At 66.1% G+C, this 25,977-nt stretch carries 20 protein-coding genes and 1 pseudogene; 14 read left to right on the plus strand and 7 right to left on the minus strand.

Features of this window, described 5'->3' with window-relative positions; translation table 11 throughout:
• Positions 1-81, minus strand: a pseudogene (locus A6A05_RS20935) (transposase zinc-binding domain-containing protein); the annotation flags it as partial.
• 312 nt (positions 82-393) lie between these two features.
• Entirely contained in the window at positions 394-3,837 is a 3,444-nt protein-coding gene (pyc, locus tag A6A05_RS14000; RefSeq protein ID WP_068502406.1) for a pyruvate carboxylase, read from the minus strand.
• A 178-nt stretch (positions 3,838-4,015) separates the two neighbouring features.
• Here pyc and A6A05_RS14005 point away from each other — a divergent pair, with 178 nt between their 5' ends.
• The 5 genes from A6A05_RS14005 to A6A05_RS14025 all read left to right on the plus strand — a co-directional run bounded on the left by A6A05_RS14005 (position 4,016) and on the right by A6A05_RS14025 (position 9,893).
• Positions 4,016-4,762, plus strand: a complete 747-nt coding sequence (locus A6A05_RS14005) for a (Fe-S)-binding protein (protein WP_068502410.1) — start codon at positions 4,016-4,018, stop codon at positions 4,760-4,762.
• Complete coding sequence (locus A6A05_RS14010) at positions 4,755-6,173, plus strand: LutB/LldF family L-lactate oxidation iron-sulfur protein (protein WP_068502412.1); 1,419 nt, start codon at positions 4,755-4,757, stop codon at positions 6,171-6,173. The genes A6A05_RS14005 and A6A05_RS14010 overlap by 8 nt, the downstream gene beginning before the upstream one ends.
• Complete coding sequence (locus tag A6A05_RS14015) at positions 6,166-6,789, plus strand: LutC/YkgG family protein (protein ID WP_068502414.1); 624 nt, start codon at positions 6,166-6,168, stop codon at positions 6,787-6,789. The genes A6A05_RS14010 and A6A05_RS14015 overlap by 8 nt, the downstream gene beginning before the upstream one ends.
• Positions 6,790-6,797: 8 nt before the next feature.
• Positions 6,798-9,509: an FAD-binding and (Fe-S)-binding domain-containing protein gene (locus tag A6A05_RS14020; protein ID WP_068502423.1), complete on the plus strand. Its 2,712-nt coding sequence runs from the start codon at positions 6,798-6,800 to the stop codon at positions 9,507-9,509.
• 75 nt (positions 9,510-9,584) lie between these two features.
• On the plus strand, positions 9,585-9,893 hold the full coding sequence (locus A6A05_RS14025) for an STAS domain-containing protein (RefSeq protein ID WP_082910978.1): 309 nt from the start codon (positions 9,585-9,587) through the stop codon (positions 9,891-9,893).
• A gap of 5 nt (positions 9,894-9,898) precedes the next feature.
• Here the strand turns inward: A6A05_RS14025 and A6A05_RS14030 are convergent, their stop codons facing one another.
• Positions 9,899-11,485 (minus strand): peptide chain release factor 3, encoded by a 1,587-nt coding sequence (locus A6A05_RS14030; RefSeq protein ID WP_068502429.1) that lies wholly within the window; start codon positions 11,483-11,485, stop codon positions 9,899-9,901.
• 63 nt (positions 11,486-11,548) lie between these two features.
• On the opposite strand from A6A05_RS14030, the gene A6A05_RS14035 reads away from it, so the two are divergent.
• Positions 11,549-11,743, plus strand: a complete 195-nt coding sequence (locus A6A05_RS14035) for a hypothetical protein (protein WP_068502432.1) — start codon at positions 11,549-11,551, stop codon at positions 11,741-11,743.
• A 62-nt stretch (positions 11,744-11,805) separates the two neighbouring features.
• Positions 11,806-13,068, plus strand: coding sequence for a GGDEF domain-containing protein (locus A6A05_RS21870; RefSeq protein ID WP_068502434.1), 1,263 nt, complete (start codon positions 11,806-11,808; stop codon positions 13,066-13,068).
• A gap of 21 nt (positions 13,069-13,089) precedes the next feature.
• Here A6A05_RS21870 and pheT read toward each other — a convergent pair whose 3' ends face one another.
• The 4 genes from pheT to rpmI form a co-directional block, all read right to left on the minus strand.
• Positions 13,090-15,486 carry a phenylalanine--tRNA ligase subunit beta gene (gene pheT, locus A6A05_RS14045; protein WP_068502438.1) on the minus strand — a complete coding sequence of 799 codons (2,397 nt, stop codon included), beginning with the start codon at positions 15,484-15,486 and terminating at the stop codon, positions 13,090-13,092.
• Positions 15,483-16,562 carry a phenylalanine--tRNA ligase subunit alpha gene (gene pheS, locus A6A05_RS14050; protein ID WP_068502441.1) on the minus strand — a complete coding sequence of 360 codons (1,080 nt, stop codon included), beginning with the start codon at positions 16,560-16,562 and terminating at the stop codon, positions 15,483-15,485. The genes pheT and pheS overlap by 4 nt, the downstream gene beginning before the upstream one ends.
• A gap of 79 nt (positions 16,563-16,641) precedes the next feature.
• A complete protein-coding gene (rplT, locus tag A6A05_RS14055) occupies positions 16,642-16,998 on the minus strand; it encodes a 50S ribosomal protein L20 (RefSeq protein WP_068502442.1) in 357 nt (118 codons plus the stop codon).
• A complete protein-coding gene (gene rpmI / locus A6A05_RS14060; protein ID WP_068502443.1) occupies positions 16,999-17,205 on the minus strand; it encodes a 50S ribosomal protein L35 in 207 nt (68 codons plus the stop codon).
• A 283-nt stretch (positions 17,206-17,488) separates the two neighbouring features.
• Here rpmI and rimP point away from each other — a divergent pair, with 283 nt between their 5' ends.
• From rimP to A6A05_RS14095, 7 genes are all read left to right on the plus strand, one after another.
• On the plus strand, positions 17,489-17,980 hold the full coding sequence (rimP, locus tag A6A05_RS14065) for a ribosome maturation factor RimP (protein WP_068502444.1): 492 nt from the start codon (positions 17,489-17,491) through the stop codon (positions 17,978-17,980).
• Between the two features lie 24 nt (positions 17,981-18,004).
• Positions 18,005-19,516 carry a transcription termination factor NusA gene (gene nusA / locus A6A05_RS14070; protein ID WP_068502445.1) on the plus strand — a complete coding sequence of 504 codons (1,512 nt, stop codon included), beginning with the start codon at positions 18,005-18,007 and terminating at the stop codon, positions 19,514-19,516.
• Between the two features lie 5 nt (positions 19,517-19,521).
• The gene (locus tag A6A05_RS14075) at positions 19,522-20,115 is read left to right on the plus strand and encodes an RNA-binding protein (RefSeq protein ID WP_068502446.1); all 594 of its coding nucleotides are present in this window, start codon (positions 19,522-19,524) and stop codon (positions 20,113-20,115) included.
• A 67-nt stretch (positions 20,116-20,182) separates the two neighbouring features.
• On the plus strand, positions 20,183-22,819 hold the full coding sequence (gene infB, locus A6A05_RS14080) for a translation initiation factor IF-2 (protein WP_068502447.1): 2,637 nt from the start codon (positions 20,183-20,185) through the stop codon (positions 22,817-22,819).
• Positions 22,820-22,855: 36 nt separating this feature from the next.
• Complete coding sequence (gene rbfA / locus A6A05_RS14085; RefSeq protein ID WP_068502448.1) at positions 22,856-23,296, plus strand: 30S ribosome-binding factor RbfA; 441 nt, start codon at positions 22,856-22,858, stop codon at positions 23,294-23,296.
• Between the two features lie 181 nt (positions 23,297-23,477).
• The gene (locus tag A6A05_RS14090; RefSeq protein ID WP_245644303.1) at positions 23,478-25,082 is read left to right on the plus strand and encodes a tetrathionate reductase family octaheme c-type cytochrome; all 1,605 of its coding nucleotides are present in this window, start codon (positions 23,478-23,480) and stop codon (positions 25,080-25,082) included.
• Positions 25,083-25,085: 3 nt separating this feature from the next.
• Complete coding sequence (locus A6A05_RS14095; protein WP_068502455.1) at positions 25,086-25,697, plus strand: cytochrome b/b6 domain-containing protein; 612 nt, start codon at positions 25,086-25,088, stop codon at positions 25,695-25,697.
• The last annotated feature ends 280 nt before the right edge of the window (positions 25,698-25,977 follow it).

Here is a 25,977-nt window from a genome sequence, read left to right on the forward strand (position 1 = left end):
CACCGGCAGCAGCTCGGCCTGGCGGTCGGCCAGCCACTGGGCGCGCGCCAGCCCCTGGCACTTGGGGCAGTGCCGGTCACGCCTTGTATCCCTTTCAAAGGCCATGCCCATGGTTGAAGCGGGTTGGTTATGCGACAACGGGGCCTATCGAGACACGGATTCCTGGGTATTTCCTTCCGGCCGCAAGAACTGTGTCCAAAGTGAGCGGGATGTCCGCGTCGGGTTCGATGGCTGGATCGGGTTTGGTCCGGATAAGCCGACCAAGGGCCAGATCTGCAGTGCCATCGATTGATGAGCGATGGCGCCTTGGCGCCAGGAAACGGGCATCGAGTCCCATTCCCCACCAAGTATCCGCCCGCCGCGCCAGGCGGCGGGACGAATGCCTTCCCCTCTCTACTCCACCACCATCAGCAGATCCTTGGTGTCGATCTGCTGGCCCGGCGCCACGGCGACCCGCTTGACCGTGCCGGCCCGTTCGGCGCGTACCGCCGTTTCCATCTTCATCGCCTCGATGGCCAGCAGCAGGTCGCCCTTCTCGACGGCGGCACCTTCGCGCACCGCCACGCTGACCACCAGGCCGGGCATCGGGGCGGCGACGTGGGACTGGTTGCCGTCTTCCGCCTTGGGCTGGGCCGGGCGTGACGGCGCCACCGACTTGTCGGCCACCTTGACGGTGCGCGGCTGGCCGTTCAGTTCGAAGAACACCTTGCGCTGGCCGTCCTCGTCGGCTTCCGCCGTGGCGAGATAGCGGATGATCAGGCTCTTGCCCTTTTCCAGATCGACGCTGATCTCCTGGCCCGGCTCCATGCCGTAGAAGAACACCGGGGTCGGCAGCACGCTGACGTCCGAAAACTTCTTCTTGGTGAAGGCATAGTCACGAAACACCTTGGGATACATCAGGTAGGACGCGAACTCGTCGTCGCTGACATGGCGGGCCACCTGCTTCTCGGCATCGGCGCGCAAGGAATCCAGGTCGGCCGCAGGGGTGACGGCGCCGTAACGCTGGGTGAAGGGCTTTTCGTCCTTCAACACCTTGCGGCTCAGGCTCTCGGGCCAGCCGCCCGGCGGCTGGCCCAGTTCGCCGCGGAACAATTGCACCACCGATTCGGGGAAGGCGATTTCCTTGTCGGGGTCGGCGACGTCGGCGGCGGTCAGCCCGGTGGTCACCATCATCAAGGCCATGTCGCCCACCACCTTGCTGGTCGGCGTCACCTTGACGATGTCGCCGAACAGGCGGTTGACGTCGGCATAGGCGTGCGACACCCGGTCCCACTTTTCCTCGATGCCTAAGCTTTTCGCCTGTTGGCGCAGGTTGGTGTACTGGCCGCCGGGCATTTCGTGCAGATAGACTTCCGCCGTGCCGGCTTTGATGTCGGCCTCGAAGGCGGCGTATTGGCGCCTTGCGTGTTCCCAGTAAAGGGCGATGCGGTCCATGGAATCCTGGTCCAGGCCGGGGTCGCGCGGATGGCCCTTCAGGGCGGCGCGGATCGAACCCAAGGGCGGCTGGCTGGTGGTGCCGCTCATGGAATCCATCGCGCCGTCGACGGCATCGATTCCGGCATCGACCGCCGCCAGCACGCTGGCCGCCGACAGGCCCGAGGTGTCGTGGGTATGGAAGGCGATGGGAATCGAGATTTCCTCTTTCAGCGCCTTGAACAGCATGGCGGCGGCGCGCGGGCGCACCAGACCGGCCATGTCCTTGACCGCCAGGATGTGGGCGCCGGCCTTTTCCAGCTGCTTGGCCAGGCCGACATAATATTTCAGGTCGTATTTCGGCCGGGCCGCGTCGCCGATATCGCCGGTATAGCAGATCGCCGCCTCGCACACGGCGCCGGTCTCGATCACCGCGTCCATGGCGAAACGCATGTTCTCGACCCAGTTCAGGCAGTCGAACACCCTGAACACGTCCAGGCCGGCCTTGGCGGCCCGCTCGATGAAGTACTTGACCACGTTGTCGGGATAGTTGGTGTAGCCGACCCCGTTGGCCGAGCGCAGCAGCATCTGGGTCAACAGGTTGGGCATGGCGGTGCGCAATTGCGCCAGCCGGTCCCACGGGTCCTCGGTCAAGAAGCGCATGGCGACGTCGAAGGTGGCGCCGCCCCAGCATTCCACCGAGAACAGATCGGGCAGCAGTCGGGCGTAAGCCGGCGCGATCTTGACCAGATCGTGGGTGCGCATGCGGGTGGCCAGCAGCGATTGGTGGGCGTCGCGCATGGTGGTGTCGGTCAGCAGCACCTTGTCTTGGGCCAGCATCCAGTCGGCCAGCCCCTTGGCGCCCCGTTCGGCCAGGATCTGCTTGGTGCCGGGACGAATGTCGCCGGCCGGCAGATGGGGCAGGGGCGGCGCGTATTCCTGGTGCGGCCGGGTGCTGCCCTTGACCTCGGGGTGGCCGTTGACCAGCACCTCGGCGACGAAGGACAGCAAACGGGTGGCGCGGTCCTTGCGGGCCGAGTGGTGGAACAGCTCGGGCGTTTCGTCGATGAAGCGGGTGGTGTACTCGCAGGCGACGAAGCGCGGATGGGCGATGACGTTTTCCAGGAAGGTCAGGTTGGTGTTGACGCCGCGAATGCGGAACTCGCGCAGCGCCCGGTCCATGCGGGCGATGGCCTCGTCGGGGGTCGAGGCCCAGGCGGTGACCTTTTCCAGCAGCGAATCGTAATGCCGGGTGATCAGCGCACCGGAAAAGGCGGTGCCGCCATCCAGGCGGATGCCGAAGCCGTTGGCGCCGCGATAGGCGGTGATGCGGCCGTAATCGGGGATGAAATTGTTGGACGGGTCCTCGGTGGTGACGCGGCACTGGATGGCGTGGCCGTTCAGGCGGATGTCGGCCTGGCGGGGTACGCTGGAGCCGGGCGCCCCGATCGGTGCGCCGCCGGCGATCAGGATCTGCGACTTGACGATGTCGATGCCGGTGACGACCTCGGTGACGGTGTGCTCGACCTGGACGCGGGGATTGACCTCGATGAAATAGAAGGCGTCGGTATCGGCATCCATCAGGAACTCGACGGTGCCGGCGTTTTCATAGGCGACGGCGCGGCCCAGCTTCATGGCGGCGGCGCACAATTCGTCGCGTTGGCGTTCGGACAGATAGGGGGCCGGCGCGCGTTCCACCACCTTCTGATTGCGGCGCTGGACCGAGCAATCGCGCTCGAACAGATGGACCAGATTGCCGTGGGCGTCGCCGATGATCTGCACTTCCACATGGCGGGCGCGGCGCACCAGCTTTTCCAGATAGACCTCGTCATTGCCGAAGGCGGACTTGGCCTCGCGCCGGGCGGTGGCGACCAGTTCGATCAGCTGGGTGTCGTCCTCGATCACCCGCATGCCGCGGCCGCCGCCGCCCCAGCTGGCCTTCAGCATCAGGGGATAGCCGACATCGGACGCCAGCTTCAGGCAGGCCTGGTCGTCATGGGGCAGCGGCCCGGTGGCCGGCATCACCGGCACGCCGGCCTCGACGGCGGCGTTGCGGGCCGACACCTTGTTGCCCAACAGGCGCATGACGTCGGAAGACGGCCCGACGAAGGTCAGGCCGGCGGCTCGGGCTGCATCGGCGAAATCGGGGTTTTCCGACAGGAAGCCATAGCCGGGATGCACGCCGTCGGCGCCGGATTCACGCGCGATGCGGATCATCTCGTCGGCGGACAGATAGGCCTCGATGGGGCCCAGCCCGGTGCCGATCAGATAGCTTTCGTCGGTCTTGAAGCGGTGCAGCGCGAAGCGATCCTCGGTCGAGTAGACCGAAACGGTCTTCAGGCCCAGCTCGGTGGCGGCGCGCGCGATGCGGATGGCGATCTCGCCGCGATTGGCGATCAGAAGCTTGGTGATGGGCTTGGACATGAAGGCCGCCTGTTCAAAGGTTGTCAGAGCCGGTTCATCCGGCTTCTTCGCGCGTTATACACAGAAAACCACCGGCGCCATCCTGGCAACCGCCCGTATGGGCCATCGAACGGGTAGGCGCGCCGTTTGGAAAGTGGTATTACCAGATGAGCGCCCCGTCGTCACTCAGAGAGAAGCCATGCCTTCGTCCGGCCGCCCCGACACCGTCTATTATTTCGGCACCTGCCTGGTCGATCTGTTCTATCCCGAAGCCGGCCTGGCCGGGATGGAGCTGTTGAAGCGGGCCGGGATCCGGGTGGTGTTTCCCGCCGACCAAAGCTGCTGCGGCCAGCCGGCCAGGAATTCCGGCTATTTCGACGAGGCCCGCGCCGTGGCGCTGCGTCAGATCAAGGCCTTTCCCCAGCCCTGGCCGATCGTGGTGCCGTCGGGGTCGTGCGCCGGCATGATGAAGACCCATTATCCCGACTTGTTCGAAGGCCGGCCCGAGCACGAAGAAGCCAAGGCCTTCGCATCCAGAGTGTTCGAACTGACCGACTTCCTGGTCAACGTCGTCAACATCCGGTTGACCGACAAGGGCCAGCCGCTGACCGTCACCTGGCACGGCTCGTGCCATTCGATGCGCGAGATGGGGGTGGTCGACCAGCCCAAGGCGCTGCTGCGCCAATTGGCCAACGTCACCCTGGTCGAGAACGGCCGCGAAAAGGAATGCTGCGGCTTCGGCGGCACCTTCGCGGTGCGCCAGCCGGAAATCTCGGCCGCCATGGTCGCCGACAAGGTGACGGCGCTCGAGGACACCAAGGCGGCGCGGGTGATCTCGGGCGATTGCGGTTGCCTGATGAACATCACCGGGGCGATGGGCAAGAAGGGCAGCCCCATGGGCGGCCAGCACATCGCCCAATTCCTGCTGGAGCGCGTCGATGGGTGACTTCACTTCCCGCGCGCCGGCCGCGCTGAACGATCCCACCCTGCGCGCCAATTTCCGCCGGGCCATGGACGGCCTGATGAGCAAGCGCGCCGCCCAGTTCGCCGACAAGGATGCCTGGGAGAGCTTGCGCGCCCAGGGCGCCGCCGCCAAGGCCCGCGTCGTCGCCCGCCTGCCGGAATTGCTGGAACAGCTGGAAGCCAACCTGACACAGAACGGCATCGTCGTCCATTGGGCCGAAACCACCGCCCAGGCCAATGCCATCGTGCTCGACATCTTGCAAAAGGCGGGTGCGAAAACGGTGATCAAGGGCAAGTCGATGGTGTCCGAGGAGATGGAGCTGAACCATCACCTGGAAGCCCACGGCATCCGCGCGGTGGAATCCGACCTGGGGGAATACATCATCCAATTGGCCGGCGAGGCCCCCAGCCACATCGTCATGCCGTGCATCCACAAGAACAAGGCCGAGATCGCCAGCTTGTTCGAGAAGAATATCGCGGGCCTGGGCTATACCGAGGATGTCGATGCCCTGACGGCCGCTGCGCGGGCGGCGTTGCGCGGCCAGTTCGCCTCGGCCGACGCCGGCATCTCGGGCGTCAATTTCGCCGTCGCCGAGACCGGGACCCTGGTGCTGGTGGAAAACGAGGGCAACGGCCGCCTGTCCACCACATTGCCGCCGCTGCACATCGCGGTGATGGGCATCGAGAAGCTGGCGGAAAAGCTGGACGATCTGCCGGCGCTGTTGTCCTTGCTGCCGCGCTCGGCCACCGGCCAGGCCATCACCACCTATGTCAACATGATCAGCCGGCCCCGGCAGCCGGGCGAGAAGGACGGACCCAAGGCGGTCCATGTGGTGCTGCTGGATTCCGGGCGCTCGCGCGTCTATGCCGACGCCCAGCTGCAAGACACGCTGCGCTGCATCCGCTGCGGCGCCTGCATGAACCATTGCCCGGTCTATTCCCGGGTCGGCGGCCACACCTACAAGTTCGTCTATCCCGGGCCGATCGGAAAAATCCTGACGCCGCAGTTGGAAGGCCTGGATTGCGCCGGCGACCAGCCGCACGCCTCGACCCTGTGCAACGCCTGTGTCGAGGTCTGTCCGGTCAAGATTCCCATCGCCGACATTCTGGTCCGGCTGCGGGCCGAATCGGTCAATTCCACCGGCTCGGGCGCGGTCAAGGGCGCCGGCTCGATGCGCAAGCGCCTGGAAAGCCTGGTGTGGAAGGGCTGGGCGGCGATGTATGGGGTGCCCATGCTTTACCGCCTGGGCTCTTGGGGGCTGACCCGGCTGGGCAATTGGCTGCCGGACAGCCTGCCGATGCTGAAGCGATGGACCAGCGTGCGGACCAGGCCGCGCTTCGCCGCCAAGACCTTGCACGAACTGGCCCGCGACAAGGGTTACGACCATGAGTGAAACCGCCCGCGCCAACATCCTGGCCCGCCTGCGGGCGGCACCGCGTCAAATGGTGCCGGACCGGCCCGACTGGACGCCGCCGACCTATGGCGAGGGCCGCCTGGCCCGGTTCCGCGCCATGCTGGAGGCGGTGCACGGCGAAATCCACGAGGTCACCACCGAGGATTGGGCGGAGCGGATCAGCGTGCTGCTGGCCGATCGCGGCGCGACCCGGGTGATGGTTCCGCCCGGCATGACCCTGCCCGACGGACTGGTCGCCGTCCCCTATGACCAACCGGTCGAGGAGCTGAAGGCGGTGCTGGTCCAAGGTGTCGAGGCCGGCATCACCTGGGCCAAGGCGGCCATCGCCGATACCGGCACCCTGGTCCTGTGGCCCGACGCGGACGAGCCGCGCCTGCTCAGCCTGCTGCCGCCGATCCATGTGGTGCTGCTGCGCCTGGGCAGCCTGGTGGACAATCTGGCCCAAGTGATGGCCGAGCAGACCTGGGCGGCGGGCATGCCGACCAACGCGCTGCTGATCTCGGGGCCGTCGAAGACCGCCGACATCGAACAGACCCTGGCCTATGGCGTGCACGGCCCGAAAGAGCTGATCGTCCTGGTCCTGACCGACGCCTGAGGCTCGCCATGAACGCCCTGATCCACGACCTTGCCGCCTTCGTTCCCGACGATCGCCTGATCCGCGATCCGTTGCGGCTTTTGGCCTATGGCACCGATGCCAGCTTCTATCGGCTGGTGCCCAAGGTGGTGGTCAAGGCCGAAAGCGAGGACGAGGTCCGAAGCGTGCTGGGTGTCTGCCATCGCCACCATGCGCCGGTGACCTTCCGCGCCGCCGGCACCAGCCTGTCGGGGCAGTCGATCACCGATTCGGTGCTGCTGTTGCTGGGCGACCATTGGAACGGGGTGCGGGTGCTGGACCAGGGTCTTCGCATCGCGCTGCAGCCGGGCGTCATCGGCGCCGACGCCAACCGCCGCCTGGCCGCCTTCGCCCGCAAGATCGGTCCCGATCCGGCCAGCATCGATAGCGCCAAGATCGGCGGCATGGCCGCCAACAATTCCAGCGGCATGTGCTGCGGCACCGCCGACAATTCCTATCAGACCCTGGTGACCATGCGACTGATCCTGGCCGACGGCACCTTGGTCGATACCGGCGACGCGGCCTCGGTCGAACGCTTCCGCGAAAGCCATGCCGATCTGCTGGCCGAACTGGCCGAACTGGGCCGCGCCACCCGCGCCGACGGGGCGCTGGCCGAACGCATCCGCGCCAAATTCGCCATCAAGAACACCACCGGCTACGGGCTGAATTCGCTGGTGGATTTCGAGGACCCGCTCGACATCTTGCAGCATCTGATGATCGGGTCCGAGGGCACCTTGGGCTTCATCGCCGAGATCACCTATCGCACCGTGCCCGATTACGCCGACAAGGCCAGCACCCTGATGCTGTTTCCCGACCTGGCCGAGGCCTGCCGGGCGGTAGCGATCTTGAAAAGCCAGCCGGTGGCGGCGGTGGAGCTGATGGACCGCCCGGCCTTGCGCGCCGTCGAGGACAAGCCCGGCATGCCGGAAGGCCTGGCCGACCAGCCCGACCAGGCCGCCGCCCTGCTGGTGGAAACCCGCGCCGAGAACGCGGCCACCCTGGCCGCCAATATCGAGGCGATCACCCAGGCCCTGGCCGGCTTTGGTTTCGCCCGGCCCCATGCCTTCACCACCGACATGACCGAGAGCGCCAAGCTGTGGAAGATCAGGAAGGGCCTGTTCCCGGCGGTGGGCGCGGTCCGCAAGGTCGGGACCACGGTGATCATCGAGGACGTCGCCTTCAAGATTCCCGACCTGGCCGCCGCCACCCTTGACCTGCAGGCGCTGCTGACCCGGCACGGTTATGACGAGGCGATCATTTTCGGCCATGCGCTGGACGGCAACCTGCATTTCGTCTTCACCCAGGATTTCGGCCAAGAGGCCGAGGTAAAGCGCTATGCCGCCCTGATGGATGACGTCGCCGATCTGGTGGTCAACAAATATGACGGTTCCTTGAAGGCCGAACACGGAACCGGCCGCAACATGGCCCCGTTCGTCGCCCTGGAATGGGGCGCCCAGGCCCACGCCCTGATGTGGCGGATCAAGCGGCTGCTGGACCCGCAGGGGCTGCTCAATCCCGGTGTCATCATGGATGACAACCCGCATGCCCATCTCGAGAATTTGAAGCCGCTGCCTTCAGCCGACCCTTTGGTCGATACCTGCATCGAATGCGGCTTCTGCGAAAGGATGTGCCCGTCGCACGGCCTGACCCTGTCGCCCCGCCAGCGCATCACCGGCTGGCGCGAGATCTCGCGCGCCAATGCCGCCGGGGAAGACAGCCGGGCCTTGTCGAAGCTTTACGATTACATGGGGCTCGATACCTGCGCCGCCTGCGGCCTGTGCGCCACCGCCTGTCCGGTCGGCATCGAGACCGGCAGTCTGATCAAGGCGTTGCGCGGGCGCAAGGCGGGCGGCCTCGAAAAGGGAATCGGCCGGCTGGCCGGCAAATATTTCGGTGCCACCCTGACCGCCACCCGCCTTGGTTTGACCGCGGCGTCGCTGGTGCGCCGCCACTGGCCGCGCCCGGCCCGGTCGCCCCGACCAAGCAAGCCCGCGACCGTCGGCGACGCGGTGGTCTATATCCCGTCCTGCGCCTCGCGGAGCATGGGCACGGCGGCGTCGGACGGCGAGACCCAGCCTTTGACCTCGGTGGTCGCCACCATCCTCGACCGCGCCGGCTTCGCCATGGTGCTGCCCGACGGGCTGGACGATCTGTGCTGCGGGTTGCCGTTCGAAAGCCGCGGCCTGGCCGCCACCGCCCAATCCAAGGGCGACCAGATGCTGGCGGCGCTGATCAAGGCCAGCGACGGCGGCCGATTGCCGGTGGTGATGGACACTTCGGCCTGTTCCAACCGGCTGAAGGCGATCCGCCAGGCCGGCCTGGAGGTGCTGGACCTGGTCGAGTTCCTGGCCACCCGCGCCTTGGCGCGCCTGACCATCAGGCGCCAGACCGGCCCGGTGCTGCTGCATGTGCCGTGTTCCATCAAAAAGCAGGGGCTGGAAGAGACGATGATCGCCCTGGCCCGGGCCTGCGCCGATCAGGTTTTGGTGCCCGAATCGGTCACCTGCTGCGGCTTCGGCGGCGATCGCGGTTTCGCCGTGCCGGAGTTGAATAGCCACGCCCTGCGCCGCCTGACCGTGCCCGATAGCTGCCGCGAGGGCTTTTCCGCCAACCGCACCTGCGAGATCGGTTTGACCGAGCATGGTGGCGTCCCCTATCGCTCCATCGCCTATCTGGTCGAGCGACTAAGCCGAATGACATAGGCCAGAGGTGATGCGGACAGGCGCGGATATGTGTAAGGTGGCTCTGATGTGCAACGCCAGGGGTAGTGGTGCTCGATGGAGTACGTGGTTGGAAACGAGCAGGGGGTGGATGGCGGGATCGTCATCTGTCTGACCGGGCGGGTCGATTATGCGGCGGTCGGCAGCTTCACGTCGATCATCGAGACCGCGCAGGAATTGTCGCCCAAGCGGCTGCTGGTCGACATGACCCAGGTGTCCGGCATCGATTCGGTCGGGTTCGGCCTGATGATCATGCTGCGCGAGGCGTTGCCGACCGCGCAGATCGTCCTGTCGGGTGCCGAGGGCGTGGCCAAGCGGCTGTTGGGCCTGTTCGACGCCTCCAGCCTGTTCGAAATCCGCGAATAAGCCTGTTAATGCTGCTCGCGGGTGGCGGTGAAGCGGACCTTGGGGAAATCCTGGCCGGCCCGGCCCAATTGCCATGAATTGCGCGCCAGATAGACCAGGCCGCCATCGCGGTCTTGGGCCATGTTCGACTTGTTGGCGGCCATGAAGCGCTCCATCTCGGCCGGTTCGTCGGCGAAGACCCAGCGGGCGGTGACGAAGCCGCCATCCTCGAACCCAGCCTTGATATTGTATTCGGCGGCGATGCGGGTGGTCAGCACATCGAACTGCAAGGTGCCGACCACGCCGACGATCCAGGTCGATCCGTCCAGCGGCTTGAACACCTGGCTCACCCCTTCCTCGGCCAGATCGTCCAGCGCCTTCTTCAATTGCTTGGCCTTCATCGGGTCGTCCAGGCGGACGCGGCGCAGCACTTCCGGGGCGAAGGTGGGAATGCCAAGGAAGTTGATGTCTTCGCCCTCGGTCATGGTGTCGCCGATGCGCAACTGGCCGTGGTTGGGGATGCCCATGATGTCGCCGGGGAAGGCCTCTTCCGCCAGTTCGCGGCTTTGCGCCAGGAAGAACACCGGATTGTAGACCGCCATCACCTTGCCCGACCGCACATGCTTGAGCTTCATGCCGCGCTTGAACTGGCCCGAGCAGATGCGGAAGAAGGCGATGCGGTCGCGGTGGTTCGGGTCCATGTTGGCCTGGATCTTGAACACGAAGCCCGAGACCTTGTCCTCGGCCGGCTCGACGGTGCGGCTGTCGGCCTTGCGGGCCAGGGGGGCAGGGGCCAGCCGGCCGACGCCCTTCAGCAATTCGGCGACGCCGAAGGTCTTCAAGGCCGAGCCGAAGAACACCGGGGTCAGGTGGCCGGCCAGGAAGCTTTCCAGATCGAATTCGGGATAGCCGCCCCTGACCAGCTCGACATCGTCCCGAAGCTTGTCGGCGGCGGCCTTGCCGACCGCTTCATCCAGGCGGGGATCGTCCAGGTTGGCATCGACGGCGATTTCGGCGATGTGGTCGCCACGGCCGGGATCGAACAAGATCACCCGGTCGCGCAGCAGGTCATAGACGCCCTTCAAGTCGCGGCCCATGCCGATGGGCCAGGTGACCGGGGCGACGTCGAGCGCCAGGGTCTTCTCGATCTCGTCCAGCAGGTCCAGGGGATCGCGGCCCTCGCGGTCAACCTTGTTGACGAAGGTGACGATGGGCACGTCGCGCAGGCGGCACACCTCGAACAGCTTCAGGGTCTGGGTCTCGATGCCCTTGGCGGCGTCCAGCACCATCACCGCCGAATCGACGGCGGTCAGCGTGCGGTAGGTGTCTTCCGAGAAATCTTCGTGGCCGGGCGTGTCCAGAAGATTGTAGGACAGGCCCTCATGTTCGAAACTCATCACCGAGGCCGACACCGAGATGCCGCGTTCCTTTTCGATGGCCATCCAGTCCGACCGGGTCCGCCGCTGCTCGCCCCTGGCGCGCACCGCGCCGGCCATCTGGATGGCGCCGCCGAACATCAGAAGCTTCTCGGTCAGCGTGGTCTTGCCCGCATCGGGATGCGAGATGATGGCGAAGGTGCGCCGAAGCGCCAGTTCCTGGATCAGCGTGCTCATGGGGGCGGTTTTTCCCCGGTTTGGCACCGGAAAGCAAGCGAATTGACGAAAGGAAGGCTGTCCATGACCACGCTTACCCTGCCACCCGAGTTGGCCGACCGCCTGAACGTCGTCGCCCGCCGTCTGCGCCGCGCCCCCGATGAATGCGCGCTCGCGGCCATCCGCACCTTCGTCGAGGATTGCGAAGACAACGCCCGGCTGGCGGCCGGGCTGAACCCCGACGGCATCGCCCGCCCGCCCGAGGATTTTTGGGATTAGCACACAAGGTTGAAAATCCCTTATAGTCATTGGTCATAGTGCAGCGATTAGGCCCCCCTCTGATGCAGCTTTCGATCTCGCGTACCTTGGTGGTGATCTACACCGCGATCGCCGTGGTGTCGTTCGCGGCCATCGGCATGGCCAGCACCTGGATCCAGGACCGTTCCGTCACCACCATCGCCGCCGCCGAATCACGCCGCAATGCCGAACTGATCTTCCAGAATCTCTATTCGGTGATGCGCAAGGGCTGGAGCAAGGCCGAGATCACCGATCTGGTCGGCCGCATGAACGACGCCATTCCCGACATCCGGGTGTCGGTCTATCGCAGCCAGCAGGTGGCCGATTCCTTCGGCGAGATCGAGGGCGACCGCATCGCGCGCAGCACCGACAAGGACATCGCCGCCGCCATGGCCTCGGGCCAGGACCGCCTGATCACCCTGGGTGACACGCTGCGCTACATCTATCCGGTCACCGTCAGCGCCGAATGCCAGGAATGCCATGTCGGGGCGAAGATCGGATCGGTCAACGGGGTGATCGACATCCGTTTCCCGATTTCGCGCCTGCGGGTGCCGCTGGAATTCACCCTGGGCACCATCACCTGGGTCTTCACGGCGGTGATCGCCGCCATCTTCATCCTGGTTCTGGTCAAGGTCCGCTATCTGGTGGCGCGGCCGATCACCTATCTGGCGCGCCATATCGACGGCATCGTCGTCTCGGGCGACCTGTCGCGGCGCGTCACCGGCCGGTCCTATCAATGGCTGTCCGAGGTGGGCTCGCTGGCCCACAACTTCAACCGCCTGATGGAGGAGCTGGAAAGCAGCCGCGCCGCCCTGGTCGAGCAATCGATCACCGACCCGCTGACTGGCCTGGCCAATCGCCGCCGCTTTTCCGAGGCCCTGGCCGCCGAAGTGGTGCGTTCGCAGCGCTACGGCCATCCGTTCGGGCTGATCATGCTGGATCTTGACGGCTTCAAGCCGATCAACGACCGCCACGGCCATGCCGCCGGCGACATGGTGCTGTCCGCCGTCGCCGAGGCGCTGACCGCCAATGTGCGGGCCAACGACCTGCCCGCCCGGCTGGGCGGCGACGAATTCGTGGTGCTGCTGCCGGAAACCGGGCCGGAAGGCATCAAGGCGCTGTGCGACAAGCTGACCCACGCCATCCACGCCCTGCGGGTCACTACCGCCACTGCCGAATTGTCGGTGGGTGTCAGCCTGGGCTCGGCGCTGTTCCCCGACCAGGGCCGCTCGGCCGGCGAATTGCTGGCCCGCGCCGACGCCGCCATGTATGCCGACAAGGGCCGGCACAAGAGCCGGGGGTTTTAGGTCCCGGCCCCTGCCGGCAGGTCAGCCGCGCAGCGTGCCGCCGGTGGCCTTGACCACCGCATCGACCACCTTCTTGGTCACCGCCTCGATCTCGTCGTCGGTCAGGGTCTTTTCGGTCGGCTGCAGGGTGATCGACACCGCCAGCGACTTCTTGCCCTCGCCGACATTCGGACCTTCATACAGGTCGAACACCGAGGCATCGGTGATCAACGCCTTGTCGGCCCCCTTGGCCGCCTTCAGCACCGAATCGGCACTGGCCTTGGCATCCAGCACGAAGGCGAAGTCGCGTTCGAGCGGCTGGAAGGCGGCCAGCTTCAACAGCGGCTTGGCCTTGGTTGCACGCGCCTTGACCGGCGGCAGGGCCTCCAGGAACAGCTCGAAGGCCACCATCGGCCCCTTGACGTCCATCTGGGTCAGGATGCCGGGATGCATCTCGCCGAAGAAGGCGACGGCCTTGTTGCCCAGCTTCAAGGTGCCCGAGCGGCCGGGGTGATACCAGGCCGGCGCTTCCGCCACAACCTGGAACGAGTCCGGGTTGGCCCCGGCGGCGGTAATGGCGGCCAGCAAATCGGCCTTGGCGTCGAACAGATCGACGGCGCGGGCCTTGTCGGACCAATGGCGGGCGGTGGCACGGCCGGCGCGAAGACCGGCGGCGACGGCGCGCTGCTGGCCGGGCATCGGCCCGTCGAATTGCGGACCGATCTCGAACAGGGCCAGGTCCTTGAAGCCACGGTCGGCGTTGCGGCCGGCCGCCGCCACCAGATTGGGCAGCAAGCTGGGACGCATGCAATCCAGGTCGGCCGAGATCGGGTTGGCCAGATGCATTTCCGCAGCACCGCCGCCGAACAGCTTGGCCTGGTTCGAGGCCAGGAACGACCAGGTGACGGTCTCGACCATGCCGCGCGTCGCCAGATGGCGGCGCACGAACGAGGCGCGGCGCTGGCCGGGCGTCAGCACCGGCTTGGGCGTGGTCGGGCGCGGCAGCGGCACTTCCGGCAGCTTGTCGAAGCCGTTGACGCGGATCACCTCTTCCACCAGATCGTGCTCGGCCGAGATGTCGCCGCGCCAGGACGGCGGCACCACCAACAGGCCGCCGGCATGTTCCGACACCGTGCAGCCCAGGCCCCTCAGGATGGCTTCCTGCTTGGCGACCGCCACATCGACGCCGCCCAGGCCGGCGACGCGGGCCGGGCGCAGGACGATCGATTTCTGCCATTCCGGCGCCTCGCCGGCGACGATGATGTCCGACGCCTCGCCGCCGCACAGCTGCAGGATCAGGCGGGTGGCGATCTCGGTGGCGTCGATCAGGAAGGCCGGATCGACGCCGCGCTCGAAGCGGAAGCGGGCGTCGGACAGGATGTCCAGCTTGCGCCCCGTCGCGGCGGTGCGGATCGGATCGAAATAAGCGGTTTCCAGGAACACCTCGGTGGTGGCCTCGGTGCAGCCGGAATGCTCGCCGCCCATGATGCCGGCCAGGGCTTCCGGCCCGGCCTCGTCGGCGATCACCGTCATGGTCGGCTCAAGCGCATAGGTCTTGCCGTTCAGGGCCACCAATTGCTCGCCGGCCCGGGCCAGACGGGCGCGGATGTCGCCCTTGACCAAGCCAGCGTCGAACACGTGCAGCGGCCGCGCCAGGTCGTAGGTGACGAAATTGGTGATGTCCACCAGGGCCGAGATCGGGCGCAGGCCGATGGCGGTCAGGCGGTCCTTCAGCCAGGCCGGGCTTTCGCCGTTCTTGACGCCCTTGATCATGCGGCCGACGAACATCGGGCAGGCCGAAGCATTGTCGGCGGAAAATTCCAGCTTGACCCCGATCGGCGACTTGAAGCTGCCATTGACCGGGCTGACATCCAGCGGCTTCAGCGTGCCCAGGCCCGAGGCGGCCAGGTCGCGGGCGATGCCGCGCACGCCCAGGCAGTCGGCGCGGTTGGGGGTGATCGACACCTCGATCGTCGGATCGACGCTTAGGATATCGACCAGCTTGGTGCCGGGTGCCAGCTCGGCGCCCAGCTCGGCGATGCCGTCATGGTCCTCGCCCATCTCCAGCTCGCGCCAGGAACACATCATGCCCTGGCTTTCGACGCCGCGGACATTGCCCTTCTTCAGGGGCTGGCCGGTGGCGGGGATGACCACGCCGGGCTGGGCCAGGATCACCTTCAGGCCAGCCCGCGCGTTGGGCGCGCCGCACACCACCTGCAGCACCTGGCTGCCGTTATCGACCTTGCACACCCGCAGGCGGTCGGCGTCGGGATGCTTGTCGGCTTCCAGCACATGGCCGACGACGAAGCCGGAAAGCCGGGCGGCCGGATCGACCACCCCTTCCACTTCCAGACCCATCTCGGTCAGGCGGGTCTCGATCTCGGCCAGGGTGGCGGTGGTTTCCAGGTGGTCCTTCAACCAGGACAGGGTGAATTTCATCGGGTCAGCCCCCCGGACAGCGTGGGCACGTCAAGGGGCACGAAGCCGTAATGCTTCAGCCACCTAAGGTCGGATTCGAAGAAGGTGCGCAGGTCGGGGATGCCGTATTTCAGCATGGCGACGCGCTCGACGCCCATGCCGAAGGCGAAGCCCTGATACTCGTCGGGATCGATGTTGCAGGCGCGCAGGACGTTGGGGTGGACCATGCCGCAGCCCAGGATCTCCAGCCAGCCGGCACCGTTGCCGATCTTCAACTCGCCGCCTTCGCGCGAGCAGCCGATATCGACCTCGGCCGACGGTTCGGTGAAGGGGAAGAAGCTGGGGCGGAAGCGCACCGGCACCTCGTCCACCTCGAAGAAGGTGCGCACGAACTCGGCCAGCACGCCCTTCAGGTGGCCCATATGGGTCGCCTTGTCGATGACCAGGCCCTCGATCTGATGGAACATCGGGGTGTGGGTCATGTCGGAATCGCAGCGATAGGTGCGACCCGGGGCGATGATGCGGATGGGCGGCTGGTTGGCCAGCATGGTCCTGATCTGCACCGGGCTGGTGTGGGTGCGCAGCAGATGGCGCGAGCCGTCCGCCTGCTCGCCGAAATAAAAGGTGTCGTGCATCTGCCGGGCCGGATGCTCGGCCGGGATGTTGAGCGCGGTGAAATTGTGGAAATCGTCCTCGATGTCGGGGCCTTCCGCCACCTCGAAGCCCATGTTGGCGAAGATGGCGACCATCTCGTCCATCACCTGGGCGATCGGGTGGACGCGGCCCGATTGCGTGTCGGGGCGGACCGGAAGCGTGACATCGATCCGCTCGCGGGCCAGGCGCTGATCCAGGGCGGCGCTATCCAGCACCGCCTTGCGCGCGGCGATCGCTTCGGCCACCTGATCCTTGACCTGATTGAGGGCGGCACCGGCGGCCTTGCGGGCCTCGGGGTCCATCTTGCCGAGCGAGGCCATCAGGGCCGAGATGCCGCCCTTTTTGCCCAGAAGTGCTACGCGCGCCGCTTCCAGGGCTTCGCCATCGGCGGCACCCTCGACCGAGGCCAGCGCGGCGGCCAGGATATTATCCAGATCTTCCATCCCGAGTTCCCCATCAGACACGAAAGGGGGCCGCCTTCTCAGGCAGCCCCCTCCATCGATTTCAAAGGCCGGACAAGCCTTACTGGAGGGCCGCCTGGGCCTTTTGAACCAGCGACTTGAAGGCTTCCGGCTCGCGCGCGGCGATGTCGGCCAGGACCTTGCGGTCCAGGGCGATGCCGGCCTTCTTCAGGCCGTCCATGAAGCGCGAATAGGGCAGGCCGTGCTGGCGGGTGCCGGCGTTGATGCGCTGGATCCACAGGGCGCGGAAATTGCGCTTCTTGGCCCGGCGATCGCGATAGGCATAACGCAGCGCCTTCTCGACCTTCTGGATCGCCACCCTAAAGCAGGTGGAGGAGCGGCCGCGGAAGCCCTTGGCCAGCTTCAGAATCTTCTTGTGACGGGCGGACGTGGTCACGCCCCGCTTGACGCGCGCCATTTACTTCGCTCCGTACGGCAGGTAGTAGGTCTTGACCTTCTCGGCATCACCCTTGAACAGGATGAACGTGCCGCGGGCCTGACGCTTCATGTCCTGGGGCTTGGCCGACAGGCAGTGACGCTTGTTGGCGGCAGCGGCCTTGACCTTGCCGGTGCCGGTGAGCTTGAACCGCTTCTTGGCGGCGCTCTTGGTCTTCATCTTGGGCATTTTCGCGATCCTTGCGAATGAGAGTTCAGATGCGTTTCCGAGGCGGCGGGGCATGCCCTTGATCAGGCCCGCGCTCGCCCGAAGGGTGATGCTTATAACGGCAGAGGGCCGCGATTGCAAGACCCCCACTCTCTTCTTGCCCTCGGAAGCAAATCCTCCTATTGTCCGCTCCATAGACACATTCTTGCTTCATTCCCAAGAGGTCGTGTTCGATCGGAGGGATTGATCGTAAGGGTGGGCCAGTGGCCCACTTTTTTTGTTTTTTGGACCCTGGATCACGACAATGGACCTTGAAACCCGCCTGAACGCGCTGATCGCCCCGTCGCTGGAATCGATGGGATACGAACTGGTGCGCGTGCAGTACCAGGGCAAGACCCACCCGACCCTGCAGATCATGGCCGAACGCGCCGACCAGGCGCCGATGACCGTCGATGATTGCGCGATGATCTCGCGCTCGCTGTCGGCTCTGCTGGATGTCGAGGACCCGATCCAGGGCGGTTACGTGCTGGAGGTCAGCTCGCCGGGCATCGACCGGCCGCTGACCCGGCCCAAGGACTTCCAGACCTGGGCCGGCTTCGAGGCCAAGCTGGAAAGCCTGGTCGCCGTGGATGGCCGCAAGCGTTTCCGGGGCCGCCTGGTCGGCCTGGAAGGCGAGGCGGTGCGCATCACCCTGGATTCCGGCGACGCCCTGGTGCCTCTGGCCGATTTGAAAAGCGCCAAGCTGGTGCTGACCGATGAACTGATCGACGCCGTGACCGCCAAGGGTCAGGCGTAAGGAAACAAGGGAAACAGACGAGCAATGGAACGTATCGCAGCCCTGCCCCGCCCCGAGCTTCTCCAGGTCGCCGACGCGGTGGCCCGCGACAAGGGCATCGACCGCGACGAAGTGCTGGAAGCGATGGAGCAGGCCATTCAAAAGGCCGGCCGCTCGAAGTACGGTCACGAACACGACATCCGCGCCCACATCGACCGCAAGACCGGCGAAATTCTGCTGGCCCGCTATATCGAAGTGGTGGAAGAGGTCGAGAACGAGACCACCCAGCTGCCGCTGGCCCGCGCGCTGAAGAAGAAGCCCGACGCGGTGGTCGGCGACTTCCTGGTCGATCCGCTGCCGCCCATCGATTTCGGCCGCATCGCCGCCCAGACCGCCAAGCAGGTCATCGTCCAGAAGGTGCGCGACGCCGAGCGTCAGCGCCAGTTCAACGAATACAAGGACCGCGTCGGCGAGATTTCCAACGGCCTGGTCAAGCGCGTCGAATTCGGCAACGTCATCATCGATCTGGGCCGCGCCGAGGGCCTGTTGCGCCGCGACGAGCTGATCCCGCGTGAGACCTTCCGCACCGGCGACCGCGTGCGCGCCTATATCTACGACGTCCGCCAGGAACAGCGCGGCCCGCAGATCTTCCTGTCGCGCACCCATCCGACCTTCATGGCCAAGCTGTTCGCCCAGGAAGTGCCGGAAATCTATGACGGCATCATCGAAATCCGCGCCGTCGCCCGCGACCCGGGCTCGCGCGCCAAGATCGCCGTGATCAGCCACGATTCCTCGATCGATCCGGTCGGCGCCTGCGTCGGCATGCGCGGCTCGCGCGTGCAGGCGGTGGTCGCCGAACTGCAGGGCGAGAAGATCGACATCATCCCGTGGTCGTCCGAATACGCCACCTTCGTCGTCAACGCCCTGGCCCCGGCCGAGGTCAGCAAGGTGGTCCTCGACGATGAATCCCACACCATGGAAGTGGTGGTGCCCGACGATCAGCTGAGCCTGGCCATCGGCCGGCGCGGCCAGAACGTGCGTCTGGCCAGCCAGCTGACCGGCTGGTCCATCGACATCATGACCGAGGCCGAGGAATCCGAGCGCCGCAACGAAGAGTTCCGCTCGCGCTCGAAGATGTTCATCGACGCCCTGGACGTCGATGACGTCATCGCCCATCTGCTGGTGACCGAAGGCTTCTCGAGCGTCGAGGAAGTCGCCTTCGTGCCGGCCGAGGACATTTCCGGCATCGAGGGTTTCGACGAGGACGTCGCCATCGAGCTGCAGAACCGCGCCAAGGCCTTCCTGGCCGAGCAGGACGAACGCTACGACGCCATGCGACGCGATCTGGGCGTGGTCGACGAGATGGCCGCCATCGAGGGCCTGGCTCCGTCCATGCTGGTCAAGCTGGGCCATCGCAACATCAAGACCCTGGACGATCTGGGCGACCTGGCTTCGGACGAACTGATCGACATCCTGGGCAAGGAAGAAATGACCGAGGACCAGGCCAACGCCGTCATCATGGCGGCCCGTGCGCACTGGTTCGAGGGCGAGGGCTGAGACCTTTGGAGGCCGAGGGCGAAGAGGAAATCCTGACCGGGCCGGAGCGGCGTTGCGTCGTCACCGGCCAGGTACAGCCCAAGGCGGAGCTGCTGCGTTTCGTGGTCGGACCCACCGGTGAGGTGGTCCCCGACATCGAACGGAAGCTTCCCGGGCGGGGAATATGGTTGAGCCCCCGCCGGGATGTGGTAAATACGGCCGTGGCGAAGCGAGCCTTCTCGCGCGCCGCGCGCCGACCGGTGACGGCGCCAGACGATCTGGCCGACCGGGTCGAGGGATTGTTGGCCCGCCGGGCGCTGGAATGTCTGGCCCTGGCGCGGCGCGCCGGCCAAGCGGTGTGTGGCTTCGAGAAGGTCAAGGCCGCGCTGGACGGGGGCACCGTGGCGGTGCTGGTCGAGGCCCGTGACGGGTCCCGGGCCGGCCAGGCCAAGTTGACACCCAAGGCGGGGGGCGCCATGCAGGTTCGCCTGTTCGACGCCGCCGATCTGGGCCTGATTTTCGGCCGCGACCATGCGGTCCATGTCGGTGTGGCGGCGGGGGGCCTGGCCGATCGATTGAAGGAACTGGCCAGGCTTCTGGCCGGGTTCCGCGAAGAGTGAAGTTTTGAGTTGATGTGAGGTCGGACCATTCTGGTCCGCCGAAAGCCGAAAGAGACGAAGTCCGTTCATGAGCGAGTCCGACAACCAAGATCGCAAGACCCCGTTGAAGCTGTCGCAGCCGGGGAAGCTTGAACTGAAGAAGACGGTGGAATCCGGTCAGGTCCGCCAGAGCTTCTCGCATGGCCGCTCGAAGGTGGTGACCGTGGAAGTGCGCAAGAAGCGCACCTTCACCGCCGACGCCGGCGGCGCGATGCACGAGGTGCGTGGTCAGCAGGCCCATTCCGGCGCCGAGGCCGAACTGGCCAAGGCCGTGGCGATCGTCGAGGCGGCCCAGCAGGCAGCCAGCGCCCACGACCTGACCAACCAAGAGAAGGTGGCCCGCGCCAAGGCGCTGGAGACGGCGATGAAGGTCGCCGAGGACGCCCGCCTGCGCGCCGAGGAAGAAGCCCGCATCCGCGCCGAGGAAGAGGCCCGCGCCGCCATCGAGGCCGCCGAGCAGGCCGCCATCGAGGCCGAGGAAGCCGCCAATCGCCCCGAGCCCGAGGCCGGCGAGGCCGCTCCGGTGGTCGCTGAAGCCCCGGCTGCCGCCGCTCCGGCTGCTCCGGCCGCCGCTGCCGCCACGCCGGCCGAGCCCCGCCAGGGTCCGCGCATGACCGCCCCGCCGCCGCCGCGCCCCGAGGGCGCCGCCGCCCCGGCCGCGCCGGGCACTGCCAAGCCGCGCACCGCCGAGGAAGAGGAAGAAGAAGAGGAGCGCGCCAAGAAGCGTGCCGCCGCCCACAAGCCGGCCCCGGTCAAGCGCACCGAACCCCGTCGTCGCACCGGCAAGCTGACCATCACCGCCGCCCTGGACGATGACGATCGCGGCGAACGCGGCCGCTCGCTGGCCGCCGTCAAGCGCGCCCGTGAACGCGAGCGTCTGAAGCACCTGCAAAAGGGATCGGAGAAAGTCATCCGTGACGTCATCATCCCGGAAAGCCTGACGGTCCAGGAACTGGCCAACCGCATGGCCGAACGGGGCGGCGACGTCATCAAGTGCCTGATGCGCATGGGCGTGATGGCCTCGATCAACCAGTCGATCGACGCCGACACCGCCGAGCTGGTGGTCGCCGAGTTCGGCCACAACATCAAGCGCGTGTCCGACGCCGACGTGCTGGTCGGCCTGGAAGGCGAGGTCGACGACGACGCGGTGCTGGTCACCCGTCCGCCGGTGGTCACCATCATGGGTCACGTCGATCACGGCAAGACCTCGCTGCTGGACGCCCTGCGCGAAACCGACGTGGTGTCGGGCGAAGCCGGCGGCATCACCCAGCATATCGGCGCCTATCAGGTCCGGCTGGCCTCGGGTGCCAAGATCACCTTCATCGACACCCCCGGCCACGAAGCCTTCACCGCCATGCGTGCCCGCGGCGCCAAGGTGACCGACATCGTGGTGCTGGTGGTCGCCGCCGACGACGGCATCATGCCGCAGACGGTGGAAGCCATCCGCCATGCCAAGGCCGCCGGCGTGCCGCTGATCGTCGCCATCAACAAGATCGACAAGCCCGGCGCCAATTCCGAAAAGGTCCGCCAGGAATTGCTGCAGCATGACCTGGTCACCGAGGAACTGGGCGGCGACATCCTGGCCGTGGAAGTCTCGGCCAAGAAGCGCATGAATCTCGACAAGCTGGAGGAAGCCATCCTGCTGCAGGCCGAGATCCTGGACCTCAAGGCCAACGCCGCCCGCGCCGCTCAAGGCACCGTGGTCGAAGCCAAGATGGAAAAGGGCCGCGGCCCGGTCGCCACCGTGCTGGTCCAGAAGGGCACCTTGAAGGTGGGCGACGTCTTCGTCGCCGGTTCCGAATGGGGCAAGGTCCGCGCGCTGGTCGACGACAAGGGCAACCGCGTCGAGGAAGCCGGCCCGTCGACCCCGGTCGAGGTGCTGGGTCTGGACGGCGTTCCCGCCGCCGGCGACGACATCATCGCCGTCGAGGACGAATCCCGCGCCCGCGAAATCTCGGGCTACCGCCAGCGTCAGGACCGCGAGGCCCGGGCCAAGGCCGCCGCCCGTGGCACCCTGGAACAGATGTTCTCGGCGATCCAGGCCGGCGAGGCCAAGGAACTGCCGATCGTCATCAAGGGTGACGTGCAGGGCTCGGTCGAGGCCATCGTCGGAGCGGTCGAGAAGATCGGCAACGACGACGTCAAGGTGCGCGTGCTGCACGCCGCCGTCGGCCCGGTCAACGAATCCGACGTCACCCTGGCCAAGGCCTCGAACGGCCTGATCATCGGCTTCAACGTCCGCGCCAACCCGCAGGCCCGCGACATGGCGCGCCGCGACGGCGTCGATATCCGCTACTACAGCATCATCTATGACGTCACCGACGACATGAAGAAGATGCTGTCGGGCATGCTGGCCCCGACGCTGAAGGAACACCAGATCGGTTACGCGCAGATCCGCGAAGTCTTCAACATCACCAAGGTCGGCAAGGTCGCCGGCTGCATGGTCACCGAAGGCATCGTCAAGCGTGGCGCCGGCGTCCGCCTGTTGCGCGACAACGTGGTGATCCACCAGGGCGAGCTGTCGCAGCTCAAGCGCTTCAAGGACGACGTCAAGGAAGTGCGCGAAGGCTACGAGTGCGGCATGTCGTTCGCCCATTACGACGACATCCGCAACGGCGACGTCATCGAGTGCTTCGAGGTCGAGGAGATCGCCACGACCCTGTAAGGGCGGGGCGATCTTTCATCGCGCGAAAGGACCACCATGCCCAGGGGCTACAAGCCGCCCAGCCAGCGCCAATTGCGCGTCGGCGAGGAACTGCGCCACATCGTCGCCAACATCCTGGAACGCGGTGACATCCGCGATCCGGATCTGGCCGGGCGGGCCATCACCGTGACCGAGGTGCGGGTCAGCCCCGATCTCAAGAACGCCACCGTGTTCGTGGTGCCCTTGGGCGGCGGCGACGCCACGCCGTTGATCAAGGGCCTGAAGCGGGCCAGGGCTTTCCTGCGCCACGAAATGGCCCGTCAGATCGACCTTAGGGTGGTGCCGGACCTGTTCTTCGAGGCCGACACCAGCTTCGACGAAGCCGGCCGCATCGAGGCGCTGCTGCGCAGCCCGGTGGTGCGCCGCGACCTGGGCGACGACGATTTCGCCCCCGCCGCCACCTCCGACGGCATCGACGGCGCCGACGACGGCGAATAGCCCTCTCCGACCGCCTCCGATCGGGATATCGCGTCACCGCAAGGTGATCGCCAGCGGGGCGGGCGCGCACGCCGGTTGAGCCACATCAACGCGGCCTAATTTACCATGTGCTACATTTGGTGCCGCTACTCCATCGACCGAGAGCGCGCCGATGGGGACTTCCTTGCCACAGGGGGGAACCATGCTGGCAAAATCCACTTTCTTCGCCCTGGCCGCCTTGGTGGTCGCCCTGGTTGTGGGCGGCCCGGCTCACGCGGCCCAGGATGCCGGTCCCAGCCTTCGTCAGGCCAGCACCGCCGACCACAGCAAGTTCAAGGATCTGCAAGGCCCGTTCGCCTCGGGCCCCGAGGTCACCAAGGCCTGCCTGTCCTGCCATACCGAGGCGGCCAAGCAGGTCCACAAAAGCCTGCACTGGACCTGGGACTACACCAATCCGCAGACCGGCCAGAAGCTGGGCAAGAAGAACATCATCAACAATTTCTGCGTTTCGCTGGGGACCAACGAACCGCGCTGCACCTCGTGCCATGTCGGGTTCGGCTGGAAGGATGACGGCTTCGACTTCGCCTCGGAAGCCAATGTCGATTGCCTGGTCTGCCACGACCGCACCGGCAGCTACAAAAAGTTCCCCACCGATGCCGGCCATCCCAATTATGTCGAGAAGCAGTTCCCGCCCGGCAGCGGCAAGGTCTGGCCGCCGGCCGATCTGGCGAAGGTGGCGCAAAATGTCGGGCCGTCCAGCCGCCAGACCTGCGGCGCCTGCCACTTCTTCGGCGGCGGCGGCGACGCGGTCAAGCATGGCGACATCGATTCGTCGCTGGGCAAGCCCGACAAGGCCCTGGACGTCCACATGGATGCCAACGGACTGAACTTCACCTGCGCCACCTGCCACACCACCACCGGCCACATCACCGCCGGTTCACGCTTCGCCACCAAGGCGGTGGACAAGAACGGCATCGACGTTCCCGGCCATACCGACGGCAACCGCGCGACCTGCGAATCGTGTCACGGCATGGCGCCGCACAAGAACGACACCTTCGCCGCCAAGTTGAACGACCATACCGACCGGGTGGCCTGCCCGACCTGCCATGTGCCCACCTTCGCCCGCAAGCAGGCGACCAAGACGGTGTGGGACTGGTCGACCGCCGGCAAGCTGAAGGACGGCAAGCCGTTCATGGTCAAGGACCCGTCCGGCCACGTCACCTATGACAGCATGAAGGGCGATTTCCAGTTCGCCGCCAACGTGGTCCCGGCCTATCGCTGGTTCAACGGTGACATCAAGTACACCGTGAAGGGCGAGAAGATCGACGACAGCCGCATGGTCGGCATCAACATGCTGGGTGGATCGGCCGCCGATCCCGCCGCCCGCATCTGGCCATTCAAGGAATTCAAGGGCCGTCAGCCCTATGACACCGTCAACAAGACCTTGTTGATGCCGCATGTGTTCGGCAAGGACGAAAACGCCTTCTGGGGCAATTTCGACTGGGGCAAGGCGCTGACTGCCGGCATGGCCAATGCGGGCTATCCCTATTCCGGTCAATACGGCTTCATCGACAGCGTCTATTACTGGCCGATCACCCATATGGTGGCGCCCAAGGCCGACGCGGTGAAGTGCGGGTCCTGCCATTCGGCCGAAGGCCGCCTGAAGGACGTTCCCGGCTTCTACATGCCCGGTCGCGACCGCTTCGCCTGGCTGGACCTGATCGGGTTCGGGCTGGCGGGGCTGACCCTGGCCGGCGTGGTTCTTCATCTGGTGTTGCGCGTCGCCTTGTCGCGGCGGGGGAGGTAAATCATGGCTAAAGCCGTCGTCTTCACCCGCTTCGAGCGGCTATGGCACTGGACCCAGGCGATCTTGATCGTGGCCCTGATGCTGACCGGTTTCACCGTCCACGGGACCTTGTCCCTGATGAAATGGGGCCGCGCCGCCGACCTGCACGTCACCTTGGCCTGGGCGTTGCTGGTTCTGTGGGCCTTCGCCATCTTCTGGCATGTGACCACCGGGCAATGGCGTCACTACATCCCGACCGGCGACAAGCTGGTCGACGTCGCCCGCTATTACACCATCGGCATCTTCCAGCCGGGGGTGAAGCATCCCTACAAGAAAAGCCTGGCGGCCAAGCACAATCCGCTGCAGCGCCTGGCCTATCTGTTCTTCAAGCTGATCATCTCGCCGGCCCTGTGGGTGTCGGGGCTGCTTTACATGTTCTACAACGACTGGCCGGCCTGGGGATTGGGCGGCTTGTCGCTGGGATTGGTGGCCTTCGTCCATACCGGCGCAGCGTTCCTGATGCTGGTGTTCTTCATCGCCCACGTCTATATGGCCTTCACCGGCAAGCCGTGGTGGGAGATGGTCGGTTCGATGATCACCGGCAAGGCGGACGTCGTCGATCCGCCCGCCGGCTAAGGTCAGACTATCCGTCTTCTGGCAACCCATGACGCCCTGCCTTGCGCAGGGCGTTTGCCGTCAATGTCGTTCCGCCGATCGCTGCCATCGCCATCCTGCACGGCGGCCATTGAGAATTCTCGACGCTGGACTGCGTCGGCGCGGCCTAATACCGGCGAACGCTCGATCTGACTCGGCGGGGCTTGCCAACCAGCGGCAACCATGAATCACTGGGGTTCCACCAGATACAGGGGGAACCATGTTCGGTAGGCTCAAGATATCGGAAAAGATGACGGCGGCG

This window comes from Magnetospirillum moscoviense (assembly GCF_001650635.1).
Taxonomy (GTDB): domain Bacteria; phylum Pseudomonadota; class Alphaproteobacteria; order Rhodospirillales; family Magnetospirillaceae; genus Magnetospirillum; species Magnetospirillum moscoviense.